Origin of the sequence: Methyloversatilis discipulorum, assembly GCF_000527135.1 — a bacterium.
Classification (GTDB): domain Bacteria; phylum Pseudomonadota; class Gammaproteobacteria; order Burkholderiales; family Rhodocyclaceae; genus Methyloversatilis; species Methyloversatilis discipulorum.
In genome coordinates, this window is record NZ_AZUP01000001.1 from 220,168 (window position 1) to 246,183 (window position 26,016).

A 26,016-nucleotide genomic window follows, 5' to 3' on the forward strand; every position below is an offset into this window, starting at 1 on the left:
GCCATGCTGCTCGATATCCGTCACGAAACCACGCTGCAGTACGCCAGCCCGGTCAACTACAGCATCCAGCAGTTGCGGCTGACGCCGCGCGAGGACTCGACCCAGCGCCCGCTGAACTGGCGCGTGCAGGCGCCGGGCAGCGCGCGCCGCTCGGTCGATGCGCACGGCAACATCGGTCACCTGCTGACGCTGGACCGGCCGCACAGCGAACTGTCCATCGTCGTCAGCGGCACCGTGCGGCTGACCGACGCCGACGCCTGGATGCCGCGCGACAGCGGCACGCTGTCGCCGCTGTCCTATCTGGCCGGCACACGGCTGACCGAGGCGGACGAACAGGCGCACGCGATGGCTGCCAGCCATCTGCGGGCGCGGCGCGATACGGTGGGTGAACTGCTGGACCTCAGCGGTGCAGTGTGCGGCGCGGTGCGTCATCAGCCGGATTGCCTGCCGCCGGGTGGCGCCTCGACCGCGCTGGACGCCGGCTTCGGCTGCAGCGCCGACATCGCGCACGCCTTCATCGCCTGCTGCCGCGCGGCCGGGTTGCCGGCACGTTACGTCAGTGGCTACCTGATCGACGCCGCCGGCGAGTGGGCGGCGCCGCACGCCTGGGTCGACGTCTGGCTGGCCAGCGGGCCAGCTCCGGGCGGCGAAGCCGGCTGGGTCAGCGTCGATGTGCTCGAACGCGCGCTGGCAGGCCACGGCTACTGCAGGCTGGCGGTCGGACGCGATCACCTCGACGCCTGCCCGGTCCGCATGGCCGGTGGCGAGGCGGTCACACGCACACTCACCCGGGTGTCCATCCACACGCACTGAGCGCGTCCGTTCCGGGCGATGCGCAGGTCGCGTCGCCCGTCTAACATTCAACTTTTCCCTGACGGAAATCCGCCATGACCTACTGCGTGGGCATGCTGCTCGACGCCGGGCTCGTCTGCCTGTCCGATTCGCGCACCAACGCCGGTGTCGATCACATCAACACCTTCCGCAAGATGAATCTGTTCGAGCGCCCGGGCGAGCGTGTGCTGGTGCTGATGAGCGCCGGCAACCTCGCGCTGACGCAGACGCTGGTGAGCCTGCTGCGCGAGCGCCTCGCCACCGACGGGCCCAACCTCTACACGGTGTCGAACATGTTCGAGGCGGCGCGCCACGTCGGCGACTGCCTGCGCGAGGTGCACGCGCGCGACGGCGAGGCGCTGAAGGAATTCGGCATCGAGTTCAACGCCAGCCTCATCCTCGGCGGTCAGATACTGGGCGAGGAGCCGCGCCTGTTCCAGATCTACGCCGCCGGCAACTTCATCGAGGCGACGCGCGACACGCCTTACTTCCAGATCGGCGAGGCCAAATACGGCAAGCCCATCATTGACCGCGTCATCCGCCCGGAAACGACGCTGGACGAGGCGGCCAAGTGCGCGTTGATTTCGATGGATTCGACCATCCGCTCCAATCTGTCGGTCGGTCTGCCGCTGGACCTGCTAGTGCTGCGCACCGGCGCGCTGAAGGTGTGCTCGCACACCCGCATCGACGCCGAGAACGCCTACTTCGAAATGATCCGCACCCGCTGGGGCGAAAGCCTGCGCGAAGCTTTCCATGCGCTGCCGTCGCCGGACTGGATTCCGCTCGCCTGAACGGGCTGCCGGCGGCGCGGGAGCGTTGTGCAGCGCAAATATCGGTCAAGTCGAGCCTGCAAGCTAAAGGTTCCCCCACAATGCGCCGTTCACCGGAAACCCTGTCGGCGCCCGTGACCTGATGCTTTCGACCTTTCGTTCGCTGCACCGCCCGCTTTTGTCGCGTTTCACCCGTCTGCTGTGCTTCGTCGCGCTCGCCCTGTTCGCCGCGACTGTCAGGGCGCAGGCCGGCGAACTGCCGTCCGTTGCGCTGCACTACGGCGCCGACGCCCCGCTGACGGCGATGAAGGCTTTCGACATCGCCGTGGTCGAGCCCGACCACGGCTTCGATCCGGTCGCCTATCGCGGGAAAGGACGCTCCGAACTGTTCGCCTACGTCAGCGTGGGCGAAGTGCATCCGACCCGGCCCTACGCGGCGCGCATTCCGGAAGCCTGGCGCATCGGCCGCAACCCGGCCTGGAAATCCATCGTGATCGACCAGGCGCAAGAGGCGTGGCCGGCCTTCTTCGCCGAACAGGTGATCGCGCCCTTGTGGACGCGTGGCTATCGCGGCTTCTTTCTCGACACGCTGGATTCCTACCATCTGGTCAATGGCGTCGACGTCGTCGCCCAGCAGCAGGGCATGGTGGCCGTGGTGCGGCAGTTGCGCAGCCGCTTCCCGGGCATCCGGCTCATCTTCAACCGCGGCTTCGAACTGCTGCCCGACCTGCGCGGCGAGGTCTATGCGGTCGCCGCCGAATCGCTGTACCGCGGCTGGGACGCGAAGAAGAAGCGCTATGTCGAGGTCGGGCAGGCGGACCGCGACTGGCTGCTCGGACAACTGCTCGCGGCGCGCGACAACTTCGGCGTGACGGCGATCGCCATCGACTACGTGGCACCCGCTGCACGCGAACAGGCACGTGACACCGCGCGACGCATCCATGCGCACGGCATCGTGCCCTACGTCACCGACGGCGATCTGCGTCACCTCGGCGTCGGTCTGGTCGAGGTGCTGCCGCGCAAGATACTGTTCCTGTACAACAGCGGCGAGGCGGCGCGCGTCAATGTATCGAGCGCTCATCGCTACGCCGAGATGCCGGTCAATCACCTCGGCTATGTGGCGGAGTATGTCGACGTGAACCAGGCGCTGCCGGACACCGTGCCAGCCGCCGAGTACGCGGGGGTCGTGAGCTGGCTCGACGGCTACGTGCCGCCGGCGCGCGCCACCGTGTTGGCGCGCTGGATGGCGGCGCGTATCGCTGAGGGCACCCGTCTGGCGGTCTTCGGCTCCTTCGGCTTCGAGCCGGCGGGCGATTTCCTGCGTGAGGCCGGTCTGGCGGCGGTTGCGCCGGCGCGCGGTAGGATTGAGGTGACGTCGGCCGATCCGTCGGTCGGCTTCGAATCGCCACCGATTGCCGAACGCGGACAGCTGGCGCGGATACGCGTCGACAGCGCGCAAGCACGGACGCTGCTCACCGTGTCGGATGCCGATGGCAAGCGCTATGACGCGGTGGCACAGATGCCCTGGGGCGGTTTTGCGCTGCATCCCTTCGCCATCCGCGTGCTGCCGCTGGAGGAGCCGCAGACGCGCTGGATCGTCGAGCCCTTCTCCTTCATCCGCGATGCGCTCGCGCTGCCGCCGTTACCGGTACCCGACACCACCACGCTGAGCGGCCGCCGCATGTTCTTCGCCCACATTGACGGCGACGGCTTCGCCTCACGCGCGGAAATGAAGGGCCGTCGGCTGGCCGCCGAGGTGCTGCTCGATGACGTGCTGAAGCGCTACACCGTGCCGCACGCGACGTCGGTGATCGAGATCGAAACCAGCGCACAGGGGCCGTACGCGAAGGATTCGGCCGAAATGGAGTCAGTCGCGCGCCGCATGTTCGCGCTGCCGCACGTCGAGATCGCGTCGCACAGCTATACCCATCCGTTCTATTGGGACAGCGTCGAGCGCGGCGAGGCGAAGCGGGCCTTGCAGGGGTATTCGCTCGCGCCCGAGGGCTACGTGCCGTCGCTGGAGCGCGAAATCGCCGGCTCGGTCGATTACATCCGCAGCCGTCTCGCGCCGCCCGGCAAGCCGGTCGGCCTGATGCTGTGGACCGGCGACGCGGCGCCGACCGAAGCCGCGCTCGAAATGGTCGAGCGTCTCGGCATGGTGCAGATGAATGGCGGCAACACGGTGGCCAATCGCCTCTACCCCAGCCTGGCCGCCGTGTCGGCGCTCGGCACCTGGCAGGGCCGGCACTTTCACGTTCATGCGCCGATCATGAACGAGAACGTCTATACCAATCTGTGGACCGGTCCGTTCTACGGCTTCGAGCGCGTCACCGAAACCTTCGATTTCACCGACAAGCCGCGCCGGCTCAAGCCGATCAACATCTACTACCACACCTATTCGGCGAGCAAACAGGCGGCGCTGGAAGCGCTGCACAAGGTGTACCGTCACGCGCTGGCGCAGCCGGTACACCCGGTCTATCCGAGCGAATACGTGCGCATCGCGATGAACTTCAACGATGTGGTGCTGGCGCGTACGCTGGACGGCGAGCGCTATCTGGTGCGCAACGCCCACCACCTGCGCACGCTGCGCCTGCCGCGCGAACTGGGCGTGCCGGATCTGCCGGCGTCGCCGGGCGTGGCCGGCTTCCGCGACGGCGACGAGGGTCGCTATGTGCACCTCGGCGCGGACGAGGCCGAACTGCGGCTGACGGCGGACGATCCGCGCCTGCCGATGCTGGCCGACGCCAATGCCCGCGTGCTGTCGGCGACGCGCGACGGCGAGCGTTACCGCTTCGAACTGCGTGCCCACGTGCCGCTCGAGTTCGCGCTGGCGAACGTCGAGCGCTGCAGCGTTTCCGCCGACGGCCGCGCACTCGCCGCGCAGCGCCGCGGCGGCGCGCTGACCCACTTCCGACTGAGCGCCCATGCTGCGACGATCGAGCTACGCTGCCGCCTCGCTTGAGCGACCGCGCCTGGTCGCACCGCACGTGCTGCTCGGCATCGGCGCGCTGGTCGGCGTGCTGCTGGTGCTGCTCTATCCCTATCAGGCGCTGGTGCAGTACACGATCAACGCCACCCGCGGCGACATGCTCACCGTTGCCTATCTGCGCAACCTGCTGCGCACCGATCCGCGGAACCCCGAGCTGCGACTGGCGCTGGTGCGGCAGTCGCTGGCGCGGCGCGACTACGAACAGGCGCGCGCCGATCTGGCGCCGCTGCTGGCGAGTGGCGTCGACCGCGACACGCTGACCGAAGCGCGCTGGGTCGAGTGGACGCTGTACGAGAGCGAATTGCTGTCTTCGCCGCAGTGGTCGTCGCGCCACGTGGAACTTGAGGCGCAACTGCCGCAACGCCTGCGCAACGCCGTCGCGATCGAGGGCCTGACCGAGATCAACCGGATGTCGCTGGTGCAGCGCGCGCTGTCGCGCGGGCAGGCGCTGCTGGCGCTGGATCTGATCGCCACCTTCCAGCGCGACGGCAGCGCGGTCGATCCGCGCCTGTACGGTCAGGCCGCGGCGGAACTGCTGGGGCAGGGCGAGTACGAGGGCGCGGCGCGCATGCTGCTGCTGCAGCGCAGCCGCGAGCCCGACGCCGCGGCCCGTCGCCAGCTCTTCCTGCAGGCACTGCGCACGCTGCAGTCAGGCAATCTGCTGGATCTCGCGCTCGACACCGCAGAGCGCGAGATCGGCGAACTGGCGAACGACACCGAGGTGCTCTACTACCTGGTCAAGCTGGCGCGCGCCGCCAACCGTCCGGACGCGGCCGCCCGCTACGCGAAGCAGATGCTGAAGCTGTCGCTGCAGCAACAGTGGCGCCGCACCATGCTCGCGCAGGCCGGCTTCGACGCGCAGCCGTGGCGCGTCGCCACCGGCGCAGGACCGGACCTGCCCTTCGACGACAGGATCTACACGCTGGGTTACGAAGCCTTTGTCGGCAACCGCCAGCTCGACGACGCGCAGCGCGTGGCCGCCTCGGCGGTGCGTCAGGCGCCGGACGACATGAAATGGCGCGAGCGTCTGGCCACCGTGTCCGAATGGGCCGGCAAGCCGCAGGAGGCGCTGGACCAGTGGCTCGTGCTGGCGCAGCGTACCGGCCGCGAAGACGCCTGGGACGCGGTGCTGCGGCTGGCGCCGGGCCTGCTCGACGACGGGGCGCTGCTGCCGGCGCTGCAGCACCGGCTGCGCCGCACGCCGGGTGACATGCGCCTGCTGGGCGAGATCGTCGCCGCCTACGAAAGGCTGGGCCGGCCGCGTGAGGGCATCGCCTTCCTGCAGAAGATCACCGCCAGCGCGCCCACGCCACAGGCGCTGAAGGCGCTGGCCGATCTGGCCGAACGCGCCGGCGACATCGACCTCGCGCTGGCCACGCTGGCCCGCCTCGACACCGTCGTCGCACCCGAGCCGGCGCGCGCGTCGCGTCGCGCCGCACTGCTCATCGTGCGCAGCCGCTTCGCCGACGCGATGCAGGCGCTCGAATCGGCCAAGGCGGTGGCGACCGATGCCGATCGCGACTACTGGCGCCTGTATTCCTCGCTCGCCCTGCTGCTGCAGGACGACGACCGGGCACGCGCTGCGCTCGAACGGGTGACGCGCTTCGAGGACTCGGATGCCTTCGAACTGTCCGACCTGATCGAACTGCTGACCGACGTCGCGCCGCTGGCGGCGGCACGGGAGGCCGAGCGCGGCTGGCGACGCTATGGCGACACGCCGTGGCTGATGCGCACGCTGGACCTCTACGTGTTCGCCGGCCGGCCGCAGGACGTCGGTCGCATCATCGGCGACATGGATGCCGCGCAAATGGCCGAGGCCGAGCGCGTGCCGCTGTTCCTGCAGATGCGCGCGCAGTGGCACCAGTCGGCCGGGCGCCGCGATCTCGCTTTCGCCGATTTCAGCGCCGCACTGACCCTGGTGCCGGATTCGGCCGACGTGCGCTCGGCGCTGCTGTGGCTGCTGATAGACGGCAACGAAGTGCGTGCGCTGCGCGACCTGTTGCTGCGCAAGGAACAGGCCTGGGCGCAGGACGAGGCGCTGCACGACGCGCTGGCCGCGGCCTGGCAGGCGCTGTCACGCCCGCAGGTGGCGCTCGAGCGCTACATGCTCCCGCGCTTCGGCCGCAAGCGCGGCGACTTCCTGTGGATGATGAATGTCGCCGACGCGCTGGAACAGAACCAGGAGGTCGACCGTGCCTGGCGCCTGCGGCAGTCGCTGTGGGCGCAGGAGCGACCGCGGCGGGGCGAACTGGCGGCCGGCGACATCGGCCAGCTGCAGCGGCTGGCGCGCGTGCGGCTGGCGCGGGCACAGCAGCCGGGCGACGCGTCACACGCACTGTTGCGCGAGGTGCTGCGGCTGGACCGCGCGCCGGACGGCCAGTGGCTGCCGGCGGCGCGCGAACTGGCGCTGTCCTGGTTCATCGACCGCGGCGAGTACGACGCGGTGCGCGGCTTCCTGTGGCACCAGTACGGGCGCGCGCTGAACCGCCCGCTGTGGGCCGACATCACCGCTGCGCTGGGGCAGGGCGACGTCGCCGCGGTCGGCGCGCTGCTCGAAACCTGGGACGAGCGCCTGCCGCGCTACGACCGCGTGAACAGCGCGCGCCTGGTCGGCGACCTGCGCCGGGCGCAGACGGCCGCCTTCGACACGATGGACGCCCAGCGCGACGACGCGCCGCTGCATCTGCAACTGTCCGATGCAATGCTCGATTACGCGCACCGCTTCGATCTCGACATCGCGCAGCGCGAACTGGGCGGCATCGACGAGCGACAGGCGGGCGCTACGCTGGACATGGCGATCGCGCCCGATCTGCGGATGAGTCTGGAGTTCGGCTCGATCTCGCGCAGTCGCGGCGACAACACGCAGTTCTCGGCGGTACCGGGCGAGAGCAGCTATCTGCTCGGCAAGCTCGCGTGGATGCACGACGACGGCACCACCCGCATCACGTTCGGTCAGCGCGACGGCTTTGAAACCATCCACCCCTTCGCCATCGAGCGCGAACAGCGCATCGACAACCGGCTCAGCGCAACGGCCGGCGTCGGCATCGACATGCCGGCGACCGAGAACCTCGGCCTGCGCGCGGCCGGCATGCGCGACCAGATCGATCTTCGCGCGAGTTACCGCGTGTCACGTTACGACCGCGTCGGCCTGCAGCTGGGCGGCTACCGCTACCGGGTGCAGAACGGCCTGTCCATCGGCAGCGGCCGTCTGTGGCAGGCTGAGCTGGTGCATTCGATCCGCACCGAACTGCCCGATCTCGAAGTCAGCGCCTATGTCGCCGGCTACCGCTTCAGTCCGTCCGACATCGATCTGGCCGACGCGCGGGCGGTCGAGATCAAGCAGCGCCTGTTCGCCGACAGCGCGGCGGACGCCACCGCGCTGCGACCGCAGAGCTTCAATCTGCAGGGGCTCAGGCTCACTCACAACATCCGCCTGCTGCGCGACTACACGAAGGCGCTGCGGCCCTTCGGCTCGATCGGCGTGTCGAACAACAGCGTCGCCGGCGCCGGTTACGACGTGTCGCTGGGCGTGGCCGGCAGCCTGCTCGGCACCGATCATTTTTCACTGTCCTGGCGACAGGACAAGGGCGGTGGTGGCATCTTCGCGCGCACCACCGAATTCGCACTGCATTACCGACTGTTTTTCTGAACCGGGAGAGTTCGCATGAAACGCCTGATCACCTTCATCGCCGGTCTCACTGCCGCGCTGGCGCTGCTCGCCGGCTGCGCCGTCATCGACCACTCGGCCCCGTCCGGCGCCGATAAGTCGGCCGCCTGGGTGCTGCTGCCCTTCGGCAACGCCACCGAAACGCCGTTCGCCGGCCAGCGCGCCGAGGCGGTGACCGAAAACCTGCTGCGTGCGCTCGGCGTCGCCAACGTGCAGCGCTATCCGTCCGATCTGCAGCGCGACAACCTGTTCGAGACCGGGCAGGCGAAGGACGACGCGAAGGCGATCGAATGGGCGAAGGCCCAGGGTGCGCGCTATGCCGTCACCGGTACGGTCGATGAGTGGCGCTACAAGGTGGGCGTCGATGGCGAGCCGGCCGTCGGCATCGCGCTGCAGATCGTCGAACTGGAGAGCGGTCGCGTGCTGTGGAGCGGCGTTGGCGGCAAGAGCGGCTGGAGCCGCGAGTCGCTGGCCGCGGTGGCGCAGGAACTGATCAAGTCGCTGCTGGTGCCGGCGCTCAAATGAACGAACGCTCGCCCGGCGAGAAGCCGGTCATCCGGCGCACCGAAGAGCCGCTGCTGCGGCGGTTGCTGGCGCGCTTCACGCCGACCGCATCCGGCGCCGGTGCGGCAGCCGTGGCGGAGACGCTGGCCACGCCGCTGCTCGCGCTGCTGCTTGCCTTCTGGCTCAATCCGCTCGACCCCTTCTTCCTGCGGGCGCAGTTCGCCTGGGTGTGGCTCGGCCCGGTGCTGGTGGCGCTGCGCTACGGCCCGATTCCCGGTCTGGCCGCCAGCGCCATCGTGTTCGCTGCGTGGTTCGTGTTCGGCGAACTGGGTGTGGCGCTGGGCGAACTCCCCAAGCTGTATTTCCTCGGCTGGCTCATCACGGTGATGATCTGCGGCGAGTTCTCGTCGCTGTGGCGCAATCGCGTGCGCCGTGCGGAAAGCGTGCAGGCCTATCTCGAACAGCGGCTGGAATACCTGACACACCAGCACTATCTGCTGCGCCTGTCGCACGACCGGCTGGAGCAGGATCTGATTTCGCGCCCGGTGTCGATGCGCGACGCGCTGGTGAGCCTGCGCGCACTGGCGTCCGCCTCCGGCGCGGCCGGTGAAGCATTGCCCGGCGCGCCCGACCTGCTGCGCCTGGTGGCGCAGTACTGCCAGATCGAACGCGCGGCGCTGCTGCCGGTCGATGCCGACGGCCGCCCCGACGGCACGCCGGCCTACCTCGGCGCGTCCTTCGAAATCGATGCCGCCGATCCGCTGATCGGCTTCGCTCTGGAGCGTCGCCGTCTCGCCCACGTGGCGCTCGACGACGAGCGCGCCGACGGCGGCTCGCGCTATCTGGTGGTGGCACCACTGAGCGACATGAGTGGCGCGATGCGCGCGCTGCTGGTGGTCGAACGCATGCCTTTCTTCGCGCTGCACGAAGAGACGCTGCAGATGCTGAACCTGCTGCTCGGCTATTACGCCGACGGCCTGTCGGCGAGCGAGCTGGCGGCGCCGCTGCGTGCGCGCTTCGCCGACTGCCCGCTCGATTTCGCTTTCGAGCTGGCGCGCATGTGGCGCGTACGAGTCGAATCCGGCGTTGCCAGCGCGCTGGTCACGCTGGAGTTTCCGGCCGGCGAGGAGGGGCGCGAACTGGCGCTGCAGATCGCCCGCATCCAGCGTTCGCTCGACGTGGTGTGGCGGGTCGACGGCGGCGATCGCCCGCGCCTGCTGACGCTGATGCCGCTGGCCGGCAGTGCCGCGGTCGAAGGCTATCTGGCGCGCATCGACAACTGGTTGCGCCAGCACCGTGGCGGCGGACTGGACGACAGCGGCGTCGGCAGCCGCATCAGCATGCTGGATCAGGTCGAACCGGTCGCCTTGCTGAGCTCGGTGCTGAAGGTGCGGCATGGGCAGTAGCCAGCTCGCCTTCGCCGCGCTGCTCGCCGAGCTGACCGCCTTCTATGGTCTGGGCAGCATCGACGCGCCGGACCTCGCGCTGTCCGCCTACCTGGCGGCACACGCGCCGGCCAGCCTGATGCTGGCGCTGGCGGTGTACGCGCTGATTCCGCCGGCCCGCTCGAAGCCGCGCACCAGCGTGCTGTCGCTGCTGTTCAGCTGCATCTTCTTCGTGCCGGTGCTCGGTTTCGTCGGCGTGCTGGCCGGTGCGCTGATGCGTCACCTGCTGCCGCGGCTGAAGGCGCCGCAGCGCTTCTCGGCCGTGCGGCTGCCCGATCTGGACATCCACGAAAGCAGCGAGAAATCGGCGGCCGGCTTCCGTCAGGCCGGCGTGCGCCAGTTCCTGAAGAACGAACGTGCGCCGGTACCGCAGCGTCTGCGCGCGATGGTGGCGCTGTCGCACGCGCCGTCGCGCATCGGTTCGCCGGTGCTGCGCGAACTGCTCGGCGATTCGGAGGACGACCTGCGTCTGCTCGCCTACGGCCTGCTCGACAGCCGCGAGAAGCGCCTCAACGCCGACATCCACGAAGCGCGCCAGCGCTACGCCGCGAGCCGCGACGCCGAGCAGCGCAGCCGTGTCGCGCATCAGCTGGCGGCGCTGTACTGGGAGCTCATCTATCAGGGGCTGGTGCAGGGCGACCTGCTCGACTACGCGGTCGGCGAGGCGCTGCGCTACAGCGAAACCGCGCTGCAGACGCACGGCAACGACCCGGCGCTGCATCTGCAGCACGGTCGGTTGCTGCAGCAGATGGGCCGGCTGGAGGAGGCCGACGCGGCCTACCGGCGCGCGCGCGAACTGGGCCTGCCGGCCTCGCGCGTCGTGCCCTATCTGGCCGAACTGGCGTTCGCCCGCCGCGACTTCGCGCAGGTGCGCGCGCTGCTGCAGACGATGCAGGACTGGGAAGGTCTGTCGCGGCTGCAGCCGGTGCTGAAATTCTGGGGGCAGGCATGAGTGCAACACTGATCGATCGGTTCGACAACAGCCTTCCTTCTTGCGGCAGCGACGGAGGACCATTCCGTGAGTGAGGTGATCCGCCGGGCGGAGCAAGGCGTCGATGTGGCGCTGCTGCTTGAGGGCACCTTCCCCTATGTGGCGGGCGGGGTGTCGAGCTGGGTGAACCAGATCATCCGCGCCTATCCCGAGCTGCGCTTCGCCGTGGTGTTCATCGGCAGCCGGCGCAGTGACTATGGCGACATGCGCTACGCGCTGCCGGACAACGTGGTGCATCTGGAAGCGCACTACCTGCACGACGACCTCGGCGGTGGCGCCAGTGCGCACGACCGCAAGTCTGGCATGCCCGGCGATGCGCAGGCTTTCGAGCGGATGGCGGCGCTCCACGAGTCCTTCCGCCATGGCGGTGCCGACGTCGACGCGCTGTTCGCCGAAGCCTGCCGCGACATCCGGCCCGGCGGGCGCATCGATCTGGAGGCCTTTCTGCGCAGCGAAGCGTCGTGGGACATCGTCACCGACCGCTACCGCAAGTACTGCAGCGACCCGAGTTTCGTCGATTACTTCTGGACGGTGCGCATCATGCATCAGCCGCTGTGGCAGCTCGCCCGCATCGCGCACACGCTGGTGCCGGCCAAGGTCTATCACAGCGTGTCGACCGGCTACGCAGGTTTTCTCGGCGCCATGCTGGCGCAGTCGACCGGGCGTCTGCTGGTGCTGTCGGAGCACGGCATCTACACCAAGGAACGCAAGATCGACCTCTACCAGAACGAGTGGATACGCGACAACCGCAACGTGTTCCAGAAGGACGCGTCGGAACTGAGCTACTTCCGCCAGCTGTGGATACGCTTCTTCGAATGGCTGGGGCGCATCACCTACGCCGCCGCCGACCCCATCATCGCGCTGTACGAAACCAACCGGCTGCGCCAGGTGGCCGACGGCGCGGACGCCGCGCGCACGCGCAACATTCCGAACGGGGTGGCGATACAGCGGCTGGCGCCGCTGCGCGTGCAACGGCCGGACGTCGTGCCGCCGGTGCTGTGCCTGATCGGCCGCGTGGTGCCGATCAAGGACATCAAGACCTTCGTGCGCGCGATGCGCCGCGTGGTCAATCGCATGCCCGAGGCGCAGGGCTGGATCGCCGGTCCGGCCGACGAGGATCCGGCCTACGCCGAGGAATGCCGCAACCTGGTCGACAGCCTGGGTCTGTCCGACAACGTGCGCTTTCTTGGCATGCAGAAGATCGACGAGCTGATGCCGAAGATCGGTCTGGTCGTGCTGTCGTCGATTTCCGAGGCGCTGCCGCTGGTGCTGCTCGAAGGCTATGCAGCCGGCGTGCCAGCGGTGTCGACCGACGTCGGCTCCTGCCGCCAGCTGATGTACGGCCTGGGTGAGGAGGACGAGGCGCTCGGTGCGGCCGGTCGCGTGGTCGGCATCGCCGACCCGCAGGCGCTGGCCGACGCCGCGCTCGAACTGCTGAACGACGGCGCCGCCTGGCAGGCGGCACAGCAGGCCGGCATCGCGCGCGTCGAGCGCTACTACAGCGACGCGCTGATGTTCGACCGCTACCGCGCGGTCTATGCCGAAGCGCTGGCGCGCGACACACGCGGCACCGGCGGCTGCCCCTTCGGACACGGAGCGCGCTGATGGCCGGCATCGGTTTCGAACTGCGCAAGCTGCTGAAGAAGGACAGTCTGCTCGGGCTGGTGCAGGCCTACAGCTACGCCGGCGTGATCGGCTCCGGACCGTGGGTGCTGTCCATCGTCGGCATCCTGATGGTGGGTCTGCTGTCGCGCGCGGTGGTGGTGCCGGAATTCCTGATCACCCAGTTCCAGGTGTCGGTCACCTATCTGATCTCGACCTCGCTCATCCTGACCGGCCTGGTCCAGCTCGCCTTCACCCGTTTCATATCGGATCGGCTGTTCGAGAAGCGCGACGACCTGGTCATGTCCAACTTCAACGGCCTGCTGCTGTGGGTGCTGGCCGTCGCCGGAGTGGTGGGCCTGCTGCTCGCGTTCACGCTGTTCGCCGGCCTGTCGGTGTCCTACCGGCTGCTGATGCTGGCCGGCTTCGTGCTGTTGTGCGGCATCTGGGTGGCCACCATCTTCCTGTCCGGCCTCAAGATGTACCGCGCCATCCTGCTGCTCTACGCGCTGGGTTACGCGGTCACCGTGCTGTCGGCACTGGCGGCGCGGCCGTGGGGGCTCGAAGGCCTGCTCGGCGGTTTTGTGCTCGGCCACTTCGTGCTCTTCGTCGGCATGTGGATGATCACTGCCTGGCACTACCGTTCGCGGATGACGATTTCCTACGAGTTCGCCCGCCGCGAGACGCGCTATCCGTCGCTGATGCTGATCGGCCTGCTGTACAACCTCGGCGTCTGGGTGGACAAGTTCATGTTCTGGAGCTGGCCGGAAACGTCGGACGCCATCATCGGCCCGCTGCGCGCGTCGGTCATCTACGACCTGCCGGTATTCATGGCCTATCTGTCCATCATTCCCGGCATGGCGGTGTTCCTGGTGCGCATCGAAACCGATTTCGTCGAATACTACGACCGCTTCTTCGACGCGGTCCGCACCGGCGGTTCGCTCGAATACATCGAGGACATGCGCGACGAGATGGTGTATTCGATCCGCCAGGGGCTGGCCGAGATCGGCAAGATCCAGACGCTGGCCATGCTGGGTGCCATCGTCGCCGGCCCGGCCGTGTTCGCGGTGCTCGAGATTTCGGAACTGAACCTGCCGCTGCTCTATATCCAGACCCTGGCGGCCAGCCTGCAGGTCGGTCTGCTGGCGCTGCTCAACGTGTTCTTCTACCTCGACCAGCGCCGCATCATCCTCGCGCTGTGCGGCTTCTTCTGCCTGTCGAACATCGCGTTCACCGCGCTTTCATTCCAGCTCGGCGCCAGCTTCTACGGCTATGGCTATGCGCTGTCGGTGCTGCTGACGCTGATGCTCGGCCTGTGGGCGCTGGACCGCAAGCTGGGGCGGCTGGAGTACGAGACATTCATGCTGCAGTGAGGGCGCCCGCTTCGCCGCCAGAGCCCCGGCCCGGGTTTCTGTAGGAGGGGTACCCCGACAGCGGCCTTGACCGAAGCCGGCGGACTGCATCGGCCGTGTCGGGGTCAGAAGACCCCTCCTACAGGGTATGCGCCCGATCCGCGACCGGAGCCTGGGCCTGGCCTCTGTGGGAGGGGGCCTCTGACCCCGACTGCTACCTTGATCGAAGCCAGCGGACTGCATCTGCCGCGTCGCGGTCAGAAGACCGCTCCCACAGGGGGGCGCCCGATCCACGACTGGAGACCGGGCCTAGGTTTCTGTGGGAGGGGTCTTCTGACCCCGACGGGGCCTTGCACATGCGCGCAGGCGCTGCTCAGTACTGCGGGGCGGATGCCGTGGTGATTTCGTGGCGCAGCAGGTGGTACAGCGCCAGGCGGTCAGGTGCTACGTGGTCGCGCAGCCCGCAGCCTGGTTCGCTGTCGTGCGCGCAGTCGCGGAAGCGGCATTTGCCCAGATGCGGACGGAAATCCGGGAAGGCCTGTTCGAGGTCGTTCACGTCGAGCTGGGCGAGACCGAATTCCTGCAGGCCGGGGCTGTCGATCAGCGCGCCGCCGCCGTCGAGCGCATAGAGCTTGGCGTAGGTGGTGGTGTGCTTGCCCGAATCGAGTGCCTGCGACACCTCACGCGTCGCGGCGCGCGCCTCGGGCACCAGTGCATTGACCAGCGTCGATTTGCCCATGCCGGACTGGCCGGTGAACACGCTGGTGTGATCGCGCAGGAAGGGGCGCAGTGCGTCCGCACCCTCGACCGCGCTCATTTCGAGCACCTCGTAACCCAGCGCGCGGAACGGTGCGAGTGCGGCGCGGGCGGCGTCGAGCGAGGCGGTCAGGTCGCACTTGTTCAGCACGATCAGCGTCTGCAGCTGCTGCGCTTCGCAGGCCACGAGGATGCGCGAAATCAGTTCCGGACTGAACGACGGTTCGGTGGCGACGACGATGGCGACCAGATCGACATTGGCGGCCACCATCTTCTGCTTCCACATGTCCTTGCGGTAGAGCAGGCTGGTGCGCGGCAGCACTTCGGCGATGCGCGCCTGATCTTCGCCCTGGATGTCGAGCAGCACGCGGTCGCCGCAGGCGATGTCCGACTTCTTGCCGCGCGGGAAGGCCTGCACCTCGCGGCCGTCCTCCAGCCGCGCGACGTAGTGCCGGCCGTGGGCCGACACGATGCGGGCGGCCGGCTGCAGATTTTTTTTCAAACCGTCAGGCGGCGTCGCGCATCGCCTCGATGCGGGCGGCGCAGATCAGGTCGTTGAGGGACACGCCGCGAACGCTGTGCGTGGTGAACACCACGCGTACGCGGTTGGCGCCGAACATGATGTCCGGGTGATGGTCTTCGGCCGCCGCCAGCGCGGCCACCTGGTTCACGAAGGCGACCGTCTGTTCGTAGTCGGTGAACTGGAAGTCCTTGGCGATGTGCTTGTCGGTTTCGATCCAGCCGCGCAGGTCCTTCAGGGCCGCGGCGAGCGCTTCGCCCTCGATGCGGCGGTGGGCGCCCTTCTGCGGTGTGCAGTGTTGTTGTGCGAGTTCTTGTGCGGTCATCGTCAGGTGGATTGCAGCCGCGCCACGCGCAGCGCGGCCGGCGGGTGGGAATCGTAGAACTGCGAATACAGCGGGTCCGGCGTCAGCGTCGACGCGTTGTCGCGGTACAGCTTGACCAGCGCGGTGACCAGCCAGTCGGCGCGGGTCTGCGCCACGGCGTAGGCATCGGCCTCGAACTCGTGCTTGCGCGACATCAGCGACAGCAGGGGCGACAGCGGGAAACTGAATACCGGGATCACCAGCGCGAACAGCGTCAGCGCCATCGCATCGCCCTGTGACGACACGCCCAGCTGTTCGAAGAACCACGGCGCGTCGACCAGCCAGCCGAGCAGGGCGAAGAAAGCGAGGCTGCCGGCGGCGATCCAGCCGACGCGCTTCCAGATGTGGTGGTGCTTGTAGTGGCCCAGCTCGTGCGCCAGCACCGCTTCGATCTCGTCGCCGCCGAGGCGGTTGAGCAGGGTGTCGAAGAACACGATGCGCTTGCCTTTGCCGAAGCCGGTGAAGTAGGCGTTGCCGTGCGCCGAGCGACGCGAGCCGTCCATCACGAACAGGCCGTCGGAGCGGAAGCCGCAGCGTTCGAGCAGCGCTTCGATGCGGCTGCGCAGCTCGCCTGCCGGCATCGGCTCGAACTTGTTGAACAGCGGTGCGATGAAGGTCGGGTAGAGCACCATCATGGCGAGGCTGAAAGTGAGCCAGAAGGCCCAGGCGTACACCCACCAGGCAGCGCCCAGGCTGTCCATGATCCACAGCACCGCGGCGACGGCCGGCGCGCCGATGGCGGCGCCGATCAGGCCGTGCTTGATCTGGTCGCCGAAGAACATGCCCAGCGTCATCTTGTTGAAGCCGAAGCGCTGTTCGATCACGAAGGTGCGCCACATGAGCACCGGCAGGTCGATCAGCGACGAAGCGAAGGCGACGATGCCGATGAACACCAGGTCGCGCACCATGCCGTCGCCGGCGAGGCTGCCGGCCAGATCGAACATCCACTGCAGGCCGCCGCCGAGTGTCAGCACCAGCAGCCACAGCGCGCCGATCACGACGTCGGCGCGACCGAGGCTGGCGCGCGCGACCGTGTAGTCGGCCGCCTTCTGGTGGGCTTCGAGCGGGATCGCTTCGCGGAAGGCGACCGGCACTTCGCTGCGGTGGGCGGCGACGTGGGCGCGGTGACGGGTGGCCAGCCACAGGCGCACGCCGGTGGTCAGCACGAGAGCGGCGACGAAGATTTCGGTGAGCATGGTGGGTTGCCTCGGGTGGATGCGGTTCCGGTCAGGATCGGAGTCAATTTAGACTCAGTCCAGGTCACGCGAGTGTGACAAAATCGGGCCGATCCGCGTTCGGACGAACGCATTAATCCCGCTTGGAAATTTTCTCGATTATGGCACAGGACCCCACACATCTCGTCTGGCTGGACATGGAAATGACCGGTCTGGACCCGGACAACGACCGCGTGATCGAACTGGCCTGCGTGGTCACCGATGCGAACCTCGAAGTGATCGCCGAGGGCCCGGTTCTGGTGGTGCACCAGTCCGACGAAGTGCTCGGCGGCATGGACAGCTGGAACACCGCCACCCACGGCAAGTCCGGCCTGACCGAGCGCGTACGCGCTTCGACGCTGGACGAGAACGAGGCGGCCGCGCAGATGATCGCCTTCCTGAGCCAGTACGTACCCGAGCGCACCAGCCCGATCTGCGGCAACTCGATCTGCCAGGACCGCCGTTTCCTCGCCCGCCACATGCCGACGCTCGAAGCCTGGTTCCACTACCGCAACCTCGACGTGTCGACGCTGAAGGAACTGTGCAAGCGCTGGCGGCCGCAACTGGCCGCGCAGTTCAAGAAGGCGCAGCGGCACGAGGCGCTGGCCGACATCTACGAATCGATAGACGAACTGAAGTTCTACCGCGAACACTTCCTGCGCATGGAGTGAGGCGATGAGCACCCTTCGCATCGCCGTTGCGCAACTGAACTGCGTGGTCGGCGATCTCGACCACAACGCCTCGCTCATCCTCGACGCCGCGCGCCGCGCGGTCGAGCAGGGCGCCGACCTGCTGCTGACGCCGGAGCTTGCGCTGTGCGGCTACCCGCCGGAAGACCTGCTGCTGCGCCCGGATTTCCACCGCGCCTGTGCGCAGGCGCTGGCCCGCATCGCTGCGGAGGCACCGCGTGATCTGGCCGTATTGGTGGGGCACCCGCACGCGAGTGGCGAGTGCCGGTACAACGCCGCCAGCCTGATCCGCGGTGGCCGCGTCGAGGCCACCTATTTCAAGATGCGCCTGCCGAACTACGAAGTGTTCGACGAGGAACGCTACTTCGACGCCGGCACGCAGCCGCTGGTGATCGACGTCAAGGGCGTGCAGGTGGGCGTGAACATCTGCGCCGACGTGTGGGAGGCTGGTGCGGCCGAGGCCGCCGCGGGCGCCGGCGCGCAACTGCTGGCCGTGCTCAACGCCTCGCCCTATCACCTGAACAAGCCGGTCACCCGCGAACAGGTGGTGGCGGAGCGCGTGCTCGCCACCGGCGTGCCGGTCGTCTACTGCAATCTGGTCGGCGGTCAGGACGAACTGGTGTTCGACGGCGCCTCGTTCGCGCTCGACCGCCGCGGCCGTCTGGCCTGGCGCGCACCGCACTGCCGCGAACATTTCGCCACCGTTGAATTCAGCGCCGGCGACATCGTCGCCCAACCGCTGCCGCCGACCACCACGGTCGAACAGGACTGTTACGAAGCGCTGGTGCTGGGCGTGCGCGACTATCTCGGCAAGAACGGCTTCCGGTCGGCGCTGATCGGCCTGTCGGGCGGCGTCGATTCGGCGCTGACGCTGTGCATCGCCGTCGACGCCATCGGCGCCGAGCACGTGCGCGCAGTGATGATGCCGTCGCCCTACACCGCGCAGATGAGCCTGGACGACTCGCGCGAACTGGTACGCAATCTCGGCGTGCGCTACGACGAAGTGTCGATCGCCCCCGCGATGCAGACCTTCGAGCAGATGTTGCAACCACTGTTCGGCGACGTTGCCGCCGACACCACCGAAGAGAACGTGCAGGCCCGCGCCCGCATGATCATGCTGATGGCCCTGTCGAACAAGACCGGCGCCATCGTGCTCACCACCGGCAACAAGAGCGAAATGGCGGTCGGCTATTCGACGCTCTACGGCGACCTCGCCGGCGGCTTCGCGGTCATCAAGGATATCTACAAAACCTTCGTCTACCGCCTGTGCGCCTGGCGCAACAGCCGGCGCCATGACATTCCGGACAACATCCTGACCCGCGCGCCGTCGGCCGAACTGCGCCCGAACCAGACCGACCAGGACAGCCTGCCGGCCTACGAAATTCTCGACGCCATCATCCAGGCCTATATGGAGCGCGACCAGTCGCCGCGCGAAATCATCGCCGCCGGCTTCGCCGAGAACGACGTGAAACGGGTGATCGGGCTGTTGAAGCGGAACGAGTACAAGCGCCGCCAGGCGCCGCCGGGCGTGCGAGTGACGGAGCGGGGGTTCGGGAAGGATTGGCGGTATCCGATCACCAATCGTTACCGGGACGAGCACTGAGGCGATCGCGGGCGGGGCGACGCGGTCCGCGGACCCGCAGAGTGGAGTCTCAGGGATCGCTCACCGCCGCCGCGAAATCCGGCATCTTCGTCAGGATGTCGTTACGCAGTGACTGTGCTGCGGCGACGTTCTGCTGGCGCAAACCGAGGTAGCTGCTGCGCAGGCCGGCGGCGTCGCGCGCGTTGGCGTGTACCAGAGCCTTCACGTGCCAGGCGTTCAGGAAGCCGGGGTAGCGTGCCGTCAGGCGGTCCAGCACCGCGATGCCCTTGGCGAACTGCCTGTTCTGTCCGTAAGCCTGACCGAGGAAGAACTGACCGTCGGGCGACTCAGGTGCCAGTTGCTCGGCGCGCTCCAGCACTTCGATCGCGCGGCCGACTTCCCGCTTCAGCATCAGTGCGTGGCCCAGATTGATCCAGCCGTTGACGGTCTGAGGGTCAAGCCGCACCGCGACTTCGAGTGCTTCCACCGCCTCCGCCGGGCGGCCCAGCAGAATCAGTACATAGCCTTTGCTGCTCCAGGCCGGGCCCGCGGTGGGATGGCGCTGGGTCGCGCGGGTCGCGTAGTCGAGGGAGCGCGCGTGATCCTGTTCGCGACCGTATTGCGCGCAGCGGGCGAGCAGCACTTCAAGACTGTCAGGCGCGGCCGCCTCGGCGCGCGTCAATGCAGTGCGCGATTCGTCCACCAGCCCGGCACGCAGCGCTGCCTCGCTCAACGCGATCTGGTCCGGCGCGGTGGCGCCGGGCAGACGGGCCAGATTGCGGGCGCTGGCAAGTGCGCCCGGCCAGTCGCCGAGCTGGCTCTGCACCTGATTCAGTTCGCGCAGCGCCGCGACGTCATCGGGGTGACGCGCAACGACCCGCTGACGCAGTTTTGCGGCGCCCGCGCGGTCGCCGGTGTTGGCCAGATGCCGGGCGAGGCTCAACTGCGCTTCGCGATGATCCGGGTCGCGCGCCAGCACCGCGTCGATCATTTTCCGCCCCTCTTCGGTCCGCCCGCTGTCCATCAGGAGGGCGCCCAGCGGCGCGGCGGCATCGTTGGAGGCAGGGGCGATGGCGAGCGCCTTGCGCAGCGCCTGTTCGGCCTCGGTATAGCGGCTCTGCGCCAGCGATTCGTGCGCGAGCGCGATCAGCGTCGCCACGTTTTCGCTGCCGGAACTTGCGGTCGAGAGCACTGCGCGCGCCTGTTCGGTCTGTCCGGCCGCCTTCAGCGAACGCGCCAGTGCGGCCGACCACGACACCTCTCCGGGCCGGTGCCGCAGGGCGATGCGCCAGGCGCGGGCGGCTTCTGCAGGCTGGCCGAGCGCATCGTGCGACTCGGCCAGCAGCGCCCAGGCATCGTCGTCATTCGGGTTGCGCTTGACCGCCTGCTGGGCGAGCGCGTTGGCAGCTTGCGCGTCGCCCTGCTGCATCCGCCATCGGCCTTCGACCCGATGAGGGTAGCCGGAGAAGGGCAGGATCTCGCGCGCACGGGCGAGGGCGGCGGATGCCTCCGCCGGGCGTTTGCCGGCGAACCGGACATCGCCCAGTTCGACCCAGGCGGCGGCGTTGCGCTCGTGCAGTTCGAGTGCGCGCAGCTGGTCGCGCTCGGCTTCGTCGTAGCGGCCGAGGTTCATCCTCGCCAGTCCGCGCAGTCGCCAGGCCTCGGACGCATCGGGCAGGGCGTCGATCCAGCGGCTCGCCCATTCGGCCAGTGCCGCCATGTCGCGTGAATCGCGCAGCCGCTCTGCCTCTTCCGCCCAGCGCGGCTCCGCTTCGGGCACGACGAAGGGCGGCGGCGGCGGCGTGCCGGTCCGGGCAAGATCGGTGATCCACTCGGATGGCAGCGCGATATTCGTGTTCTGTCCCGCCACCATGGTGCCGGTGGTGATGCCGACCAGCCGGCCCTGGTCGTCGAACAGGCCGCCGCCGCTTGAGCCCGGCGACAGCGACGCCGACACGACGATGATCGGGGCGCTGTCGCCCGTCAGCAGATTGGATACCAGGCCACTGCTGACCGAGACACCCAGGCCGAGCGGGTTGCCGATCGCATGCACCCGATCGCCGATAGCGAGCGTGGCACCCGCCCGCTGCGTGACCGCAGGCGCGTCGAGCGTGTCGACCTCGAGCCGGCACAGATCGCGCTCGATATCGCCGAGGGTCCAGCGGGCGCTGTGTGTCTTCTTGCCGTCATTGACGGAGATCGATTTCGCGTAGCGGATGACATGGCAATTGGTGATGACGGTCGCGCCTGCGATCACCACACCGCTGCCTTCGCCGGCGATACGGTCCTCGATGTCGATGGCACGGACGGTCACCACCCCGGACAGCGCGGCTTTTACCGATGCCGCCGGTGGCGTGTCGGCCGAGGCGGGCAGGCCGTGGGCGGCGAGCAGCAGGCAGAGGGCGCGGCGCATCATCGCGTGATCTCCAGCGGTACGATGCAGCAGAGGTAGGCGAGATCGGCGCGCTCGCGATCGAGTTCGCGCAGCCGGCCGTATGCCCGCCGGGCGTCGTCGTAGCGATCGAGCTTGTAGTAGACCTCGACCAGCACATGCCAGACCTGGGTCTGCGACGGGTCGATCGAGATGGCGTGCTCCAGTGACTTCACCGCGTCGGCATTCCGGTTCGCGCTGGCGTGGAGGAATCCGATCTGTCGCCAGCCGTCCGGATCCTTGGGGAAGTCCTTGGCCCAGCGCTTGAAGATTTCCATCGCTTCGTCGAAATGTGCGGAGTCCTTCAGTGCGAGACCGAGCCGCCAGCGCCACAGGGGTTCTTCCGGCGACAGCGCGATCGCCTTGCGGAAAGAGGCGATCGCCTCCGTCCATCGCTGCTGGGCATACGCGTTCTCGCCGATGGCGGACCACACCCAGGCGGGTGAAAGGGGCTTGTGCTCAAGGCTGAGCCTGAGCACCCGCGACGATTCCTGCGGACGCCCGAGCGCCGCCAGCGCGCGGCCGCGGAAATACAGCAGGTCGCCATCGGTTTCCGCCGACGGGCCTTGCCCGAGGATGAGCTCCAGTGCCCGTTCCGGCTTCCGGGCCGCCAGGTATGCGTCGGCGAGTCGCATCACTGCGCCCGTGTCGTTCCGCGCGAGGTGGTGCGCTCGCCTGCGATAGTCGAGCGACGCAGCGGTGTCGCCGCGAAGCGCTGCAATGTGGGCGAGGCCCTCAAGCGGGCCGCTCGACCACGGATACAACTGCTGAGCGTGACGGTAGGACGCTTCCGCTTCATCGAGGCGTTTCGCCATCCTTTGCGCGTAAGCCAGCATCAGCCATGCGTCGAGCTCGTCGCCGAAATCGGCGGTCAGCTGACGGGCAGCGGTCAGCGCGTCGTCGGTCTTCTGCTGCCCGATCAGGGTGCGGCACAGGCCGAAGGCCGCCTGGCGATGGCTGCCGTCCAGCGCGAGTGCGGCGCGATAGGCGGCCTCGGCCGCCGGCACCCTGTTCATGCCCTCGTTGGCCTGTGCCCGCGCGATCTGCGCGTCCACGCTCGTGCGGTGACGCTTGGCCCAGCGATCGGCATGCTGCAGCAGTTCGCTCCATTTCTGCTCCGCGACGAGGCGCTCGGCCTCGGCGGCAAGGCGCGCCTGTTCCTGGGCGGCCGCGTCGATGACGGCGGCGCGCTGGGCAACGCCGGCAAGCTGGCGGGCCTCGATGGCGAAATTGATGTTCTGGCCTTCGCGCCTGGACGTTTCGATCATGCCGATCAGCGCGCCGCTGGCGTCGAACAGGCCGCCACCTTCAGAGCCCGGTGAGATGGCTGCCGTGAACTGGATGCGCCGTTCGTTGTTGGCGCCGCGTATCGCCGACACGACGCCCTCGGAAATGCCGGTGCCAAGTCCGAGGCCGTTACTGACGGCATAGACGGTGTCCCCGGCCGACGGCAGGCCGGCGAGCTTGGGTGCCGGCAGCTTGCGGGCCCCGTCGGCGACCAGCGCACACAGTGCGTTCTGCGCGTCGCGCGACTCCAGCCGTGCAATGAGGACCGTGCTGTCCTTGCGCAGTTGCAGGGTGTGCTGTTGCGGGTTCCAGCCGGTTTCGCAGCGGGTGACGAAACGACCGCCGCCCAGTGACAGCGCACTGGCGACGGCCTCGGCAACGCCGTTCTCGTCCTGCAGATACAACTCGTACACGCTGGACGAGGCGCGCTCGAACACGGCGCGTGGGCCGGACCCTCCGTTGGCGGACCCCGACAGCATCATGGCGACTGAAATCAGGATGACGGTCTTCGTGCGCAGCGTGCTGTGCGGGGCGGTGCGGGCGGACATGGCGGACTCTGACGCGGGCGACAGCGCGCATTATGCCGTCGGCTTGGCAAAGGCATTCGTCATTGTCGGCCGCGGTGTTGCCTTTATCACTGAGTGCTGCAGATGTCCCCGGTCGATTGGTCGCCCGGCGGTCGGGATCTGCGAATGAAGCTGCGACCCGCCGATTCAGGGGGTGCCGACGGCAGGCTCATAAGCCTTTATACTTCGCGGCCTCACCGAGGAGACTCCCGCATGAAAAAGATCGAAGCAGTCATCAAGCCCTTCAAGCTCGACGAAGTTCGCGAAGGCCTGTCGGAAGTCGGCGTGACCGGCCTGACGGTGACTGAAGTAAAGGGTTTCGGCCGCCAGAAGGGCCATACGGAGCTGTATCGCGGCGCCGAGTACGTCGTCGATTTCCTGCCCAAGATCAAGATCGAGGTCATCGTGGCCGACGAGACGGTCGAGCCGGCGGTCGAGGCCATCATCAAGGCGGCGCGCACCGGCAAGATCGGCGACGGCAAGATTTTCGTGATGCCGGTCGAGCAGGTGGTGCGCATCCGCACCGGTGAATCGGGCGAAGCGGCGATCTGATTCCGCGCCGGCCGGCCGCCGCTCAGTCGCGGGCGGCCGGTTTCAGCAGCACCATCAGCGCCCCGGCCCCACCCTCGTGCGGCCGGGCCTGACAGAAGGCCAGCACCTCCGGGCGGTGCATCAACCAGCCCAGCACCAGTCCTTTCAGCACCGGCTCGCGGCCGGGCGAGCCCAGACCCTTTCCGTGGATCACCCGCACGCAGCGCATGCCGCGGCGGTGTGCGTCGTGCAGGAATTCGACCACCAGGTCGTGCGCCGCGTCGCGCGTGGCGCCGTGCAGGTCGATCTGCCCCTGCGACACCCAGCGTCCGCGCCGCAGGTCGCGCAGCACCTGGCGCGTCAGTCCGCTGCGCAGGAAGGACGGCTCTTCGCCGCCTTCCAGCCGCAGGTCGATCGACAGCGGTCCGCGCAGCGACTCGGCCAGCACCGACATGTCGTCGGCCTCGCGCTGCAGCGGCCAGGCGCGGGGCGGTGGCGTTTCGAGCAATACGCGGTCAGTGGTGATCGGCTGTACGCCGACCACCGCCTGCCGGAACAGCGCGATGTCCTCTTCGCTGGGCAGTACCGGCGCCTTCGGGTGGCGCCGCTTTTTCGACGACATGGCGCTGTGCGCTCACGCGCGGATCAGGCCAGACCGAGGCTGTCCAGATAGCGCTCGGCGTCGAGTGCCGCCATGCAGCCGGTGCCGGCGCTGGTGACCGCCTGGCGGTAGATGTGGTCCTGCACGTCGCCGGCGGCGAACACGCCCGGAATGCTGGTCGCGGTGAAATTGCCGTTGCGGCCGGCCTGGGTGACGATGTAGCCGCCTTCCATGTCGAGCTGGCCTTCGAACAGCTGCGTATTCGGCTGGTGGCCGATGGCGATGAACACGCCGGCGAGCGCGACGTCCTCGGTCTTGCCGTCGAGCGTCGACTTGATGCGCATGCCGGTGACGCCGGTCTTGTCGCCCAGCACTTCGTCCAGCGTGCTGTGCCAGCGTATCGTCACCTTGCCCTGCTTCTCCTTCTCGAACAGCTTGTCCTGCAGGATCTTTTCCGACTTGAACTTGTCGCGGCGGTGCACCACCGTCACATGGCGTGCAATGTTCGCCAGATACAGTGCTTCCTCGACCGCGGTATTGCCGCCGCCGATAACCGCCACGTCCTGGTTGCGGTAGAAGAAGCCGTCGCAGGTTGCGCAGGCCGACACGCCCTTGCCGGCGAACGCTTCTTCCGACGGCAGGCCGAGGTATTTGGCGCTGGCACCGGTAGCGATGATGAGGGCGTCGCAGGTGTACTCACCGTTGTCGCCGACCAGGCGGATCGGCTTTTCCTTCAGATGGGCGGTATGGATGTGGTCGAACACCATTTCCGTCTCGAAGCGCTCGGCGTGGCGCTGGAAGCGGGCCATCAGGTCCGGGCCCTGGACGCCTTCGGCGTCGGCCGGCCAGTTGTCGACGTCGGTCGTGGTCATCAGCTGACCGCCCTGGGCCAGGCCGGTGATCAGCACCGGCTTGAGGTTGGCGCGGGCGGCGTAGACGGCGGCGGTGTAGCCGGCCGGCCCCGAGCCGAGGATGAGGAGACGGGAGTGACGAGCAGCCATGGCGGAAATCCGTTCGTTCTGTTGGGTGTGGGAGGTGGCGGGGGATTATAGCGACCCGTCTGGCGACTGCCTCGCGGCCTCAAGTTCCTGTGACCCAGGTCCGATACACATGACAGATATTGGGGCAGTTTGTTTCCTGCGTGAAAAACTACCTATAATCAGGGCCGCTTCAGTGTTTGTGGCTCAGAATGGCCGAACGGTCGCAGCGGTGCGACTTCGGTAATGACCACAGGCGCGACGATCCATTCAAAGCGGCGCAGCCTGTCCCCCGTCCGGCATGCCCGTATCAGGAGGTCTTTTGATGGTAACGGCTCACCCCGTTT

At 68.1% G+C, this 26,016-nt stretch carries 19 protein-coding genes; 12 read left to right on the forward strand and 7 right to left on the reverse strand.

From position 1 onward, the window contains the following. Positions 1-3: 3 nt before the first annotated feature. The 9 genes from METFAM1_RS0101030 (at position 4) to pelG (ending at position 14,172) form a co-directional block, all read left to right on the forward strand. Positions 4-813, forward strand: a complete 810-nt coding sequence (locus tag METFAM1_RS0101030) for a transglutaminase family protein (protein ID WP_024300351.1) — start codon at positions 4-6, stop codon at positions 811-813. A gap of 74 nt (positions 814-887) precedes the next feature. Further along, entirely contained in the window at positions 888-1,622 is a 735-nt protein-coding gene (locus tag METFAM1_RS0101035; protein ID WP_019917623.1) for a proteasome-type protease, read from the forward strand. Positions 1,623-1,743: 121 nt separating this feature from the next. Then, positions 1,744-4,563, forward strand: coding sequence for a bifunctional glycoside hydrolase/polysaccharide deacetylase family protein (locus METFAM1_RS0101040; RefSeq protein WP_019917624.1), 2,820 nt, complete (start codon positions 1,744-1,746; stop codon positions 4,561-4,563). Continuing rightward, positions 4,526-8,239 carry a tetratricopeptide repeat protein gene (locus tag METFAM1_RS0101045; RefSeq protein ID WP_019917625.1) on the forward strand — a complete coding sequence of 1,238 codons (3,714 nt, stop codon included), beginning with the start codon at positions 4,526-4,528 and terminating at the stop codon, positions 8,237-8,239. The genes METFAM1_RS0101040 and METFAM1_RS0101045 overlap by 38 nt, the downstream gene beginning before the upstream one ends. 15 nt (positions 8,240-8,254) lie before the next feature. After that, positions 8,255-8,782, forward strand: a complete 528-nt coding sequence (locus tag METFAM1_RS0101050; RefSeq protein WP_019917626.1) for a hypothetical protein — start codon at positions 8,255-8,257, stop codon at positions 8,780-8,782. Next, positions 8,779-10,167 (forward strand): PelD GGDEF domain-containing protein, encoded by a 1,389-nt coding sequence (locus tag METFAM1_RS0101055; protein WP_019917627.1) that lies wholly within the window; start codon positions 8,779-8,781, stop codon positions 10,165-10,167. The genes METFAM1_RS0101050 and METFAM1_RS0101055 overlap by 4 nt, the downstream gene beginning before the upstream one ends. Next, entirely contained in the window at positions 10,157-11,158 is a 1,002-nt protein-coding gene (locus METFAM1_RS0101060) for a tetratricopeptide repeat protein (protein WP_019917628.1), read from the forward strand. Before METFAM1_RS0101055 ends, METFAM1_RS0101060 begins: the two co-directional genes overlap by 11 nt. Positions 11,159-11,224: 66 nt before the next feature. Further along, positions 11,225-12,802 (forward strand): GT4 family glycosyltransferase PelF, encoded by a 1,578-nt coding sequence (gene pelF, locus METFAM1_RS0101065; protein ID WP_024300353.1) that lies wholly within the window; start codon positions 11,225-11,227, stop codon positions 12,800-12,802. After that, positions 12,802-14,172 carry an exopolysaccharide Pel transporter PelG gene (gene pelG, locus METFAM1_RS0101070; protein WP_019917630.1) on the forward strand — a complete coding sequence of 457 codons (1,371 nt, stop codon included), beginning with the start codon at positions 12,802-12,804 and terminating at the stop codon, positions 14,170-14,172. Before pelF ends, pelG begins: the two co-directional genes overlap by 1 nt. 352 nt (positions 14,173-14,524) lie before the next feature. Here pelG and rsgA read toward each other — a convergent pair whose 3' ends face one another. The 3 genes from rsgA to METFAM1_RS0101085 are packed head-to-tail and all read right to left on the reverse strand — an operon-like array spanning position 14,525 to position 16,987. Then, positions 14,525-15,409, reverse strand: coding sequence for a ribosome small subunit-dependent GTPase A (gene rsgA / locus METFAM1_RS0101075; protein WP_019917631.1), 885 nt, complete (start codon positions 15,407-15,409; stop codon positions 14,525-14,527). Positions 15,410-15,413: 4 nt separating this feature from the next. Beyond that, a complete protein-coding gene (locus METFAM1_RS0101080) occupies positions 15,414-15,752 on the reverse strand; it encodes a 4a-hydroxytetrahydrobiopterin dehydratase (RefSeq protein ID WP_019917632.1) in 339 nt (112 codons plus the stop codon). 2 nt (positions 15,753-15,754) lie between these two features. Then, positions 15,755-16,987, reverse strand: coding sequence for a M48 family metallopeptidase (locus tag METFAM1_RS0101085; RefSeq protein WP_019917633.1), 1,233 nt, complete (start codon positions 16,985-16,987; stop codon positions 15,755-15,757). A 140-nt stretch (positions 16,988-17,127) separates the two neighbouring features. Here METFAM1_RS0101085 and orn point away from each other — a divergent pair, with 140 nt between their 5' ends. Further along, on the forward strand, positions 17,128-17,676 hold the full coding sequence (gene orn / locus METFAM1_RS0101090; protein ID WP_019917634.1) for an oligoribonuclease: 549 nt from the start codon (positions 17,128-17,130) through the stop codon (positions 17,674-17,676). Between the two features lie 4 nt (positions 17,677-17,680). Further along, positions 17,681-19,297 carry an NAD+ synthase gene (locus METFAM1_RS0101095; protein ID WP_019917635.1) on the forward strand — a complete coding sequence of 539 codons (1,617 nt, stop codon included), beginning with the start codon at positions 17,681-17,683 and terminating at the stop codon, positions 19,295-19,297. Positions 19,298-19,346: 49 nt separating this feature from the next. Here METFAM1_RS0101095 and METFAM1_RS0101100 read toward each other — a convergent pair whose 3' ends face one another. Then, positions 19,347-21,692 carry a tetratricopeptide repeat protein gene (locus METFAM1_RS0101100; protein ID WP_019917636.1) on the reverse strand — a complete coding sequence of 782 codons (2,346 nt, stop codon included), beginning with the start codon at positions 21,690-21,692 and terminating at the stop codon, positions 19,347-19,349. After that, complete coding sequence (locus tag METFAM1_RS0101105) at positions 21,689-23,542, reverse strand: tetratricopeptide repeat protein (protein ID WP_019917637.1); 1,854 nt, start codon at positions 23,540-23,542, stop codon at positions 21,689-21,691. The genes METFAM1_RS0101100 and METFAM1_RS0101105 overlap by 4 nt, the downstream gene beginning before the upstream one ends. Before the next feature lie 231 nt (positions 23,543-23,773). Between METFAM1_RS0101105 and METFAM1_RS0101110 the strand changes: the two genes are divergently transcribed. Then, the gene (locus METFAM1_RS0101110; RefSeq protein ID WP_019917638.1) at positions 23,774-24,112 is read left to right on the forward strand and encodes a P-II family nitrogen regulator; all 339 of its coding nucleotides are present in this window, start codon (positions 23,774-23,776) and stop codon (positions 24,110-24,112) included. Positions 24,113-24,134: 22 nt separating this feature from the next. On the opposite strand, the gene METFAM1_RS0101115 is transcribed toward METFAM1_RS0101110, so the two are convergent. Then, the gene (locus METFAM1_RS0101115; RefSeq protein WP_019917639.1) at positions 24,135-24,713 is read right to left on the reverse strand and encodes a Smr/MutS family protein; all 579 of its coding nucleotides are present in this window, start codon (positions 24,711-24,713) and stop codon (positions 24,135-24,137) included. A 23-nt stretch (positions 24,714-24,736) separates the two neighbouring features. Next, a complete protein-coding gene (gene trxB / locus METFAM1_RS0101120) occupies positions 24,737-25,693 on the reverse strand; it encodes a thioredoxin-disulfide reductase (protein ID WP_019917640.1) in 957 nt (318 codons plus the stop codon). Positions 25,694-26,016: the final 323 nt, after the last annotated feature.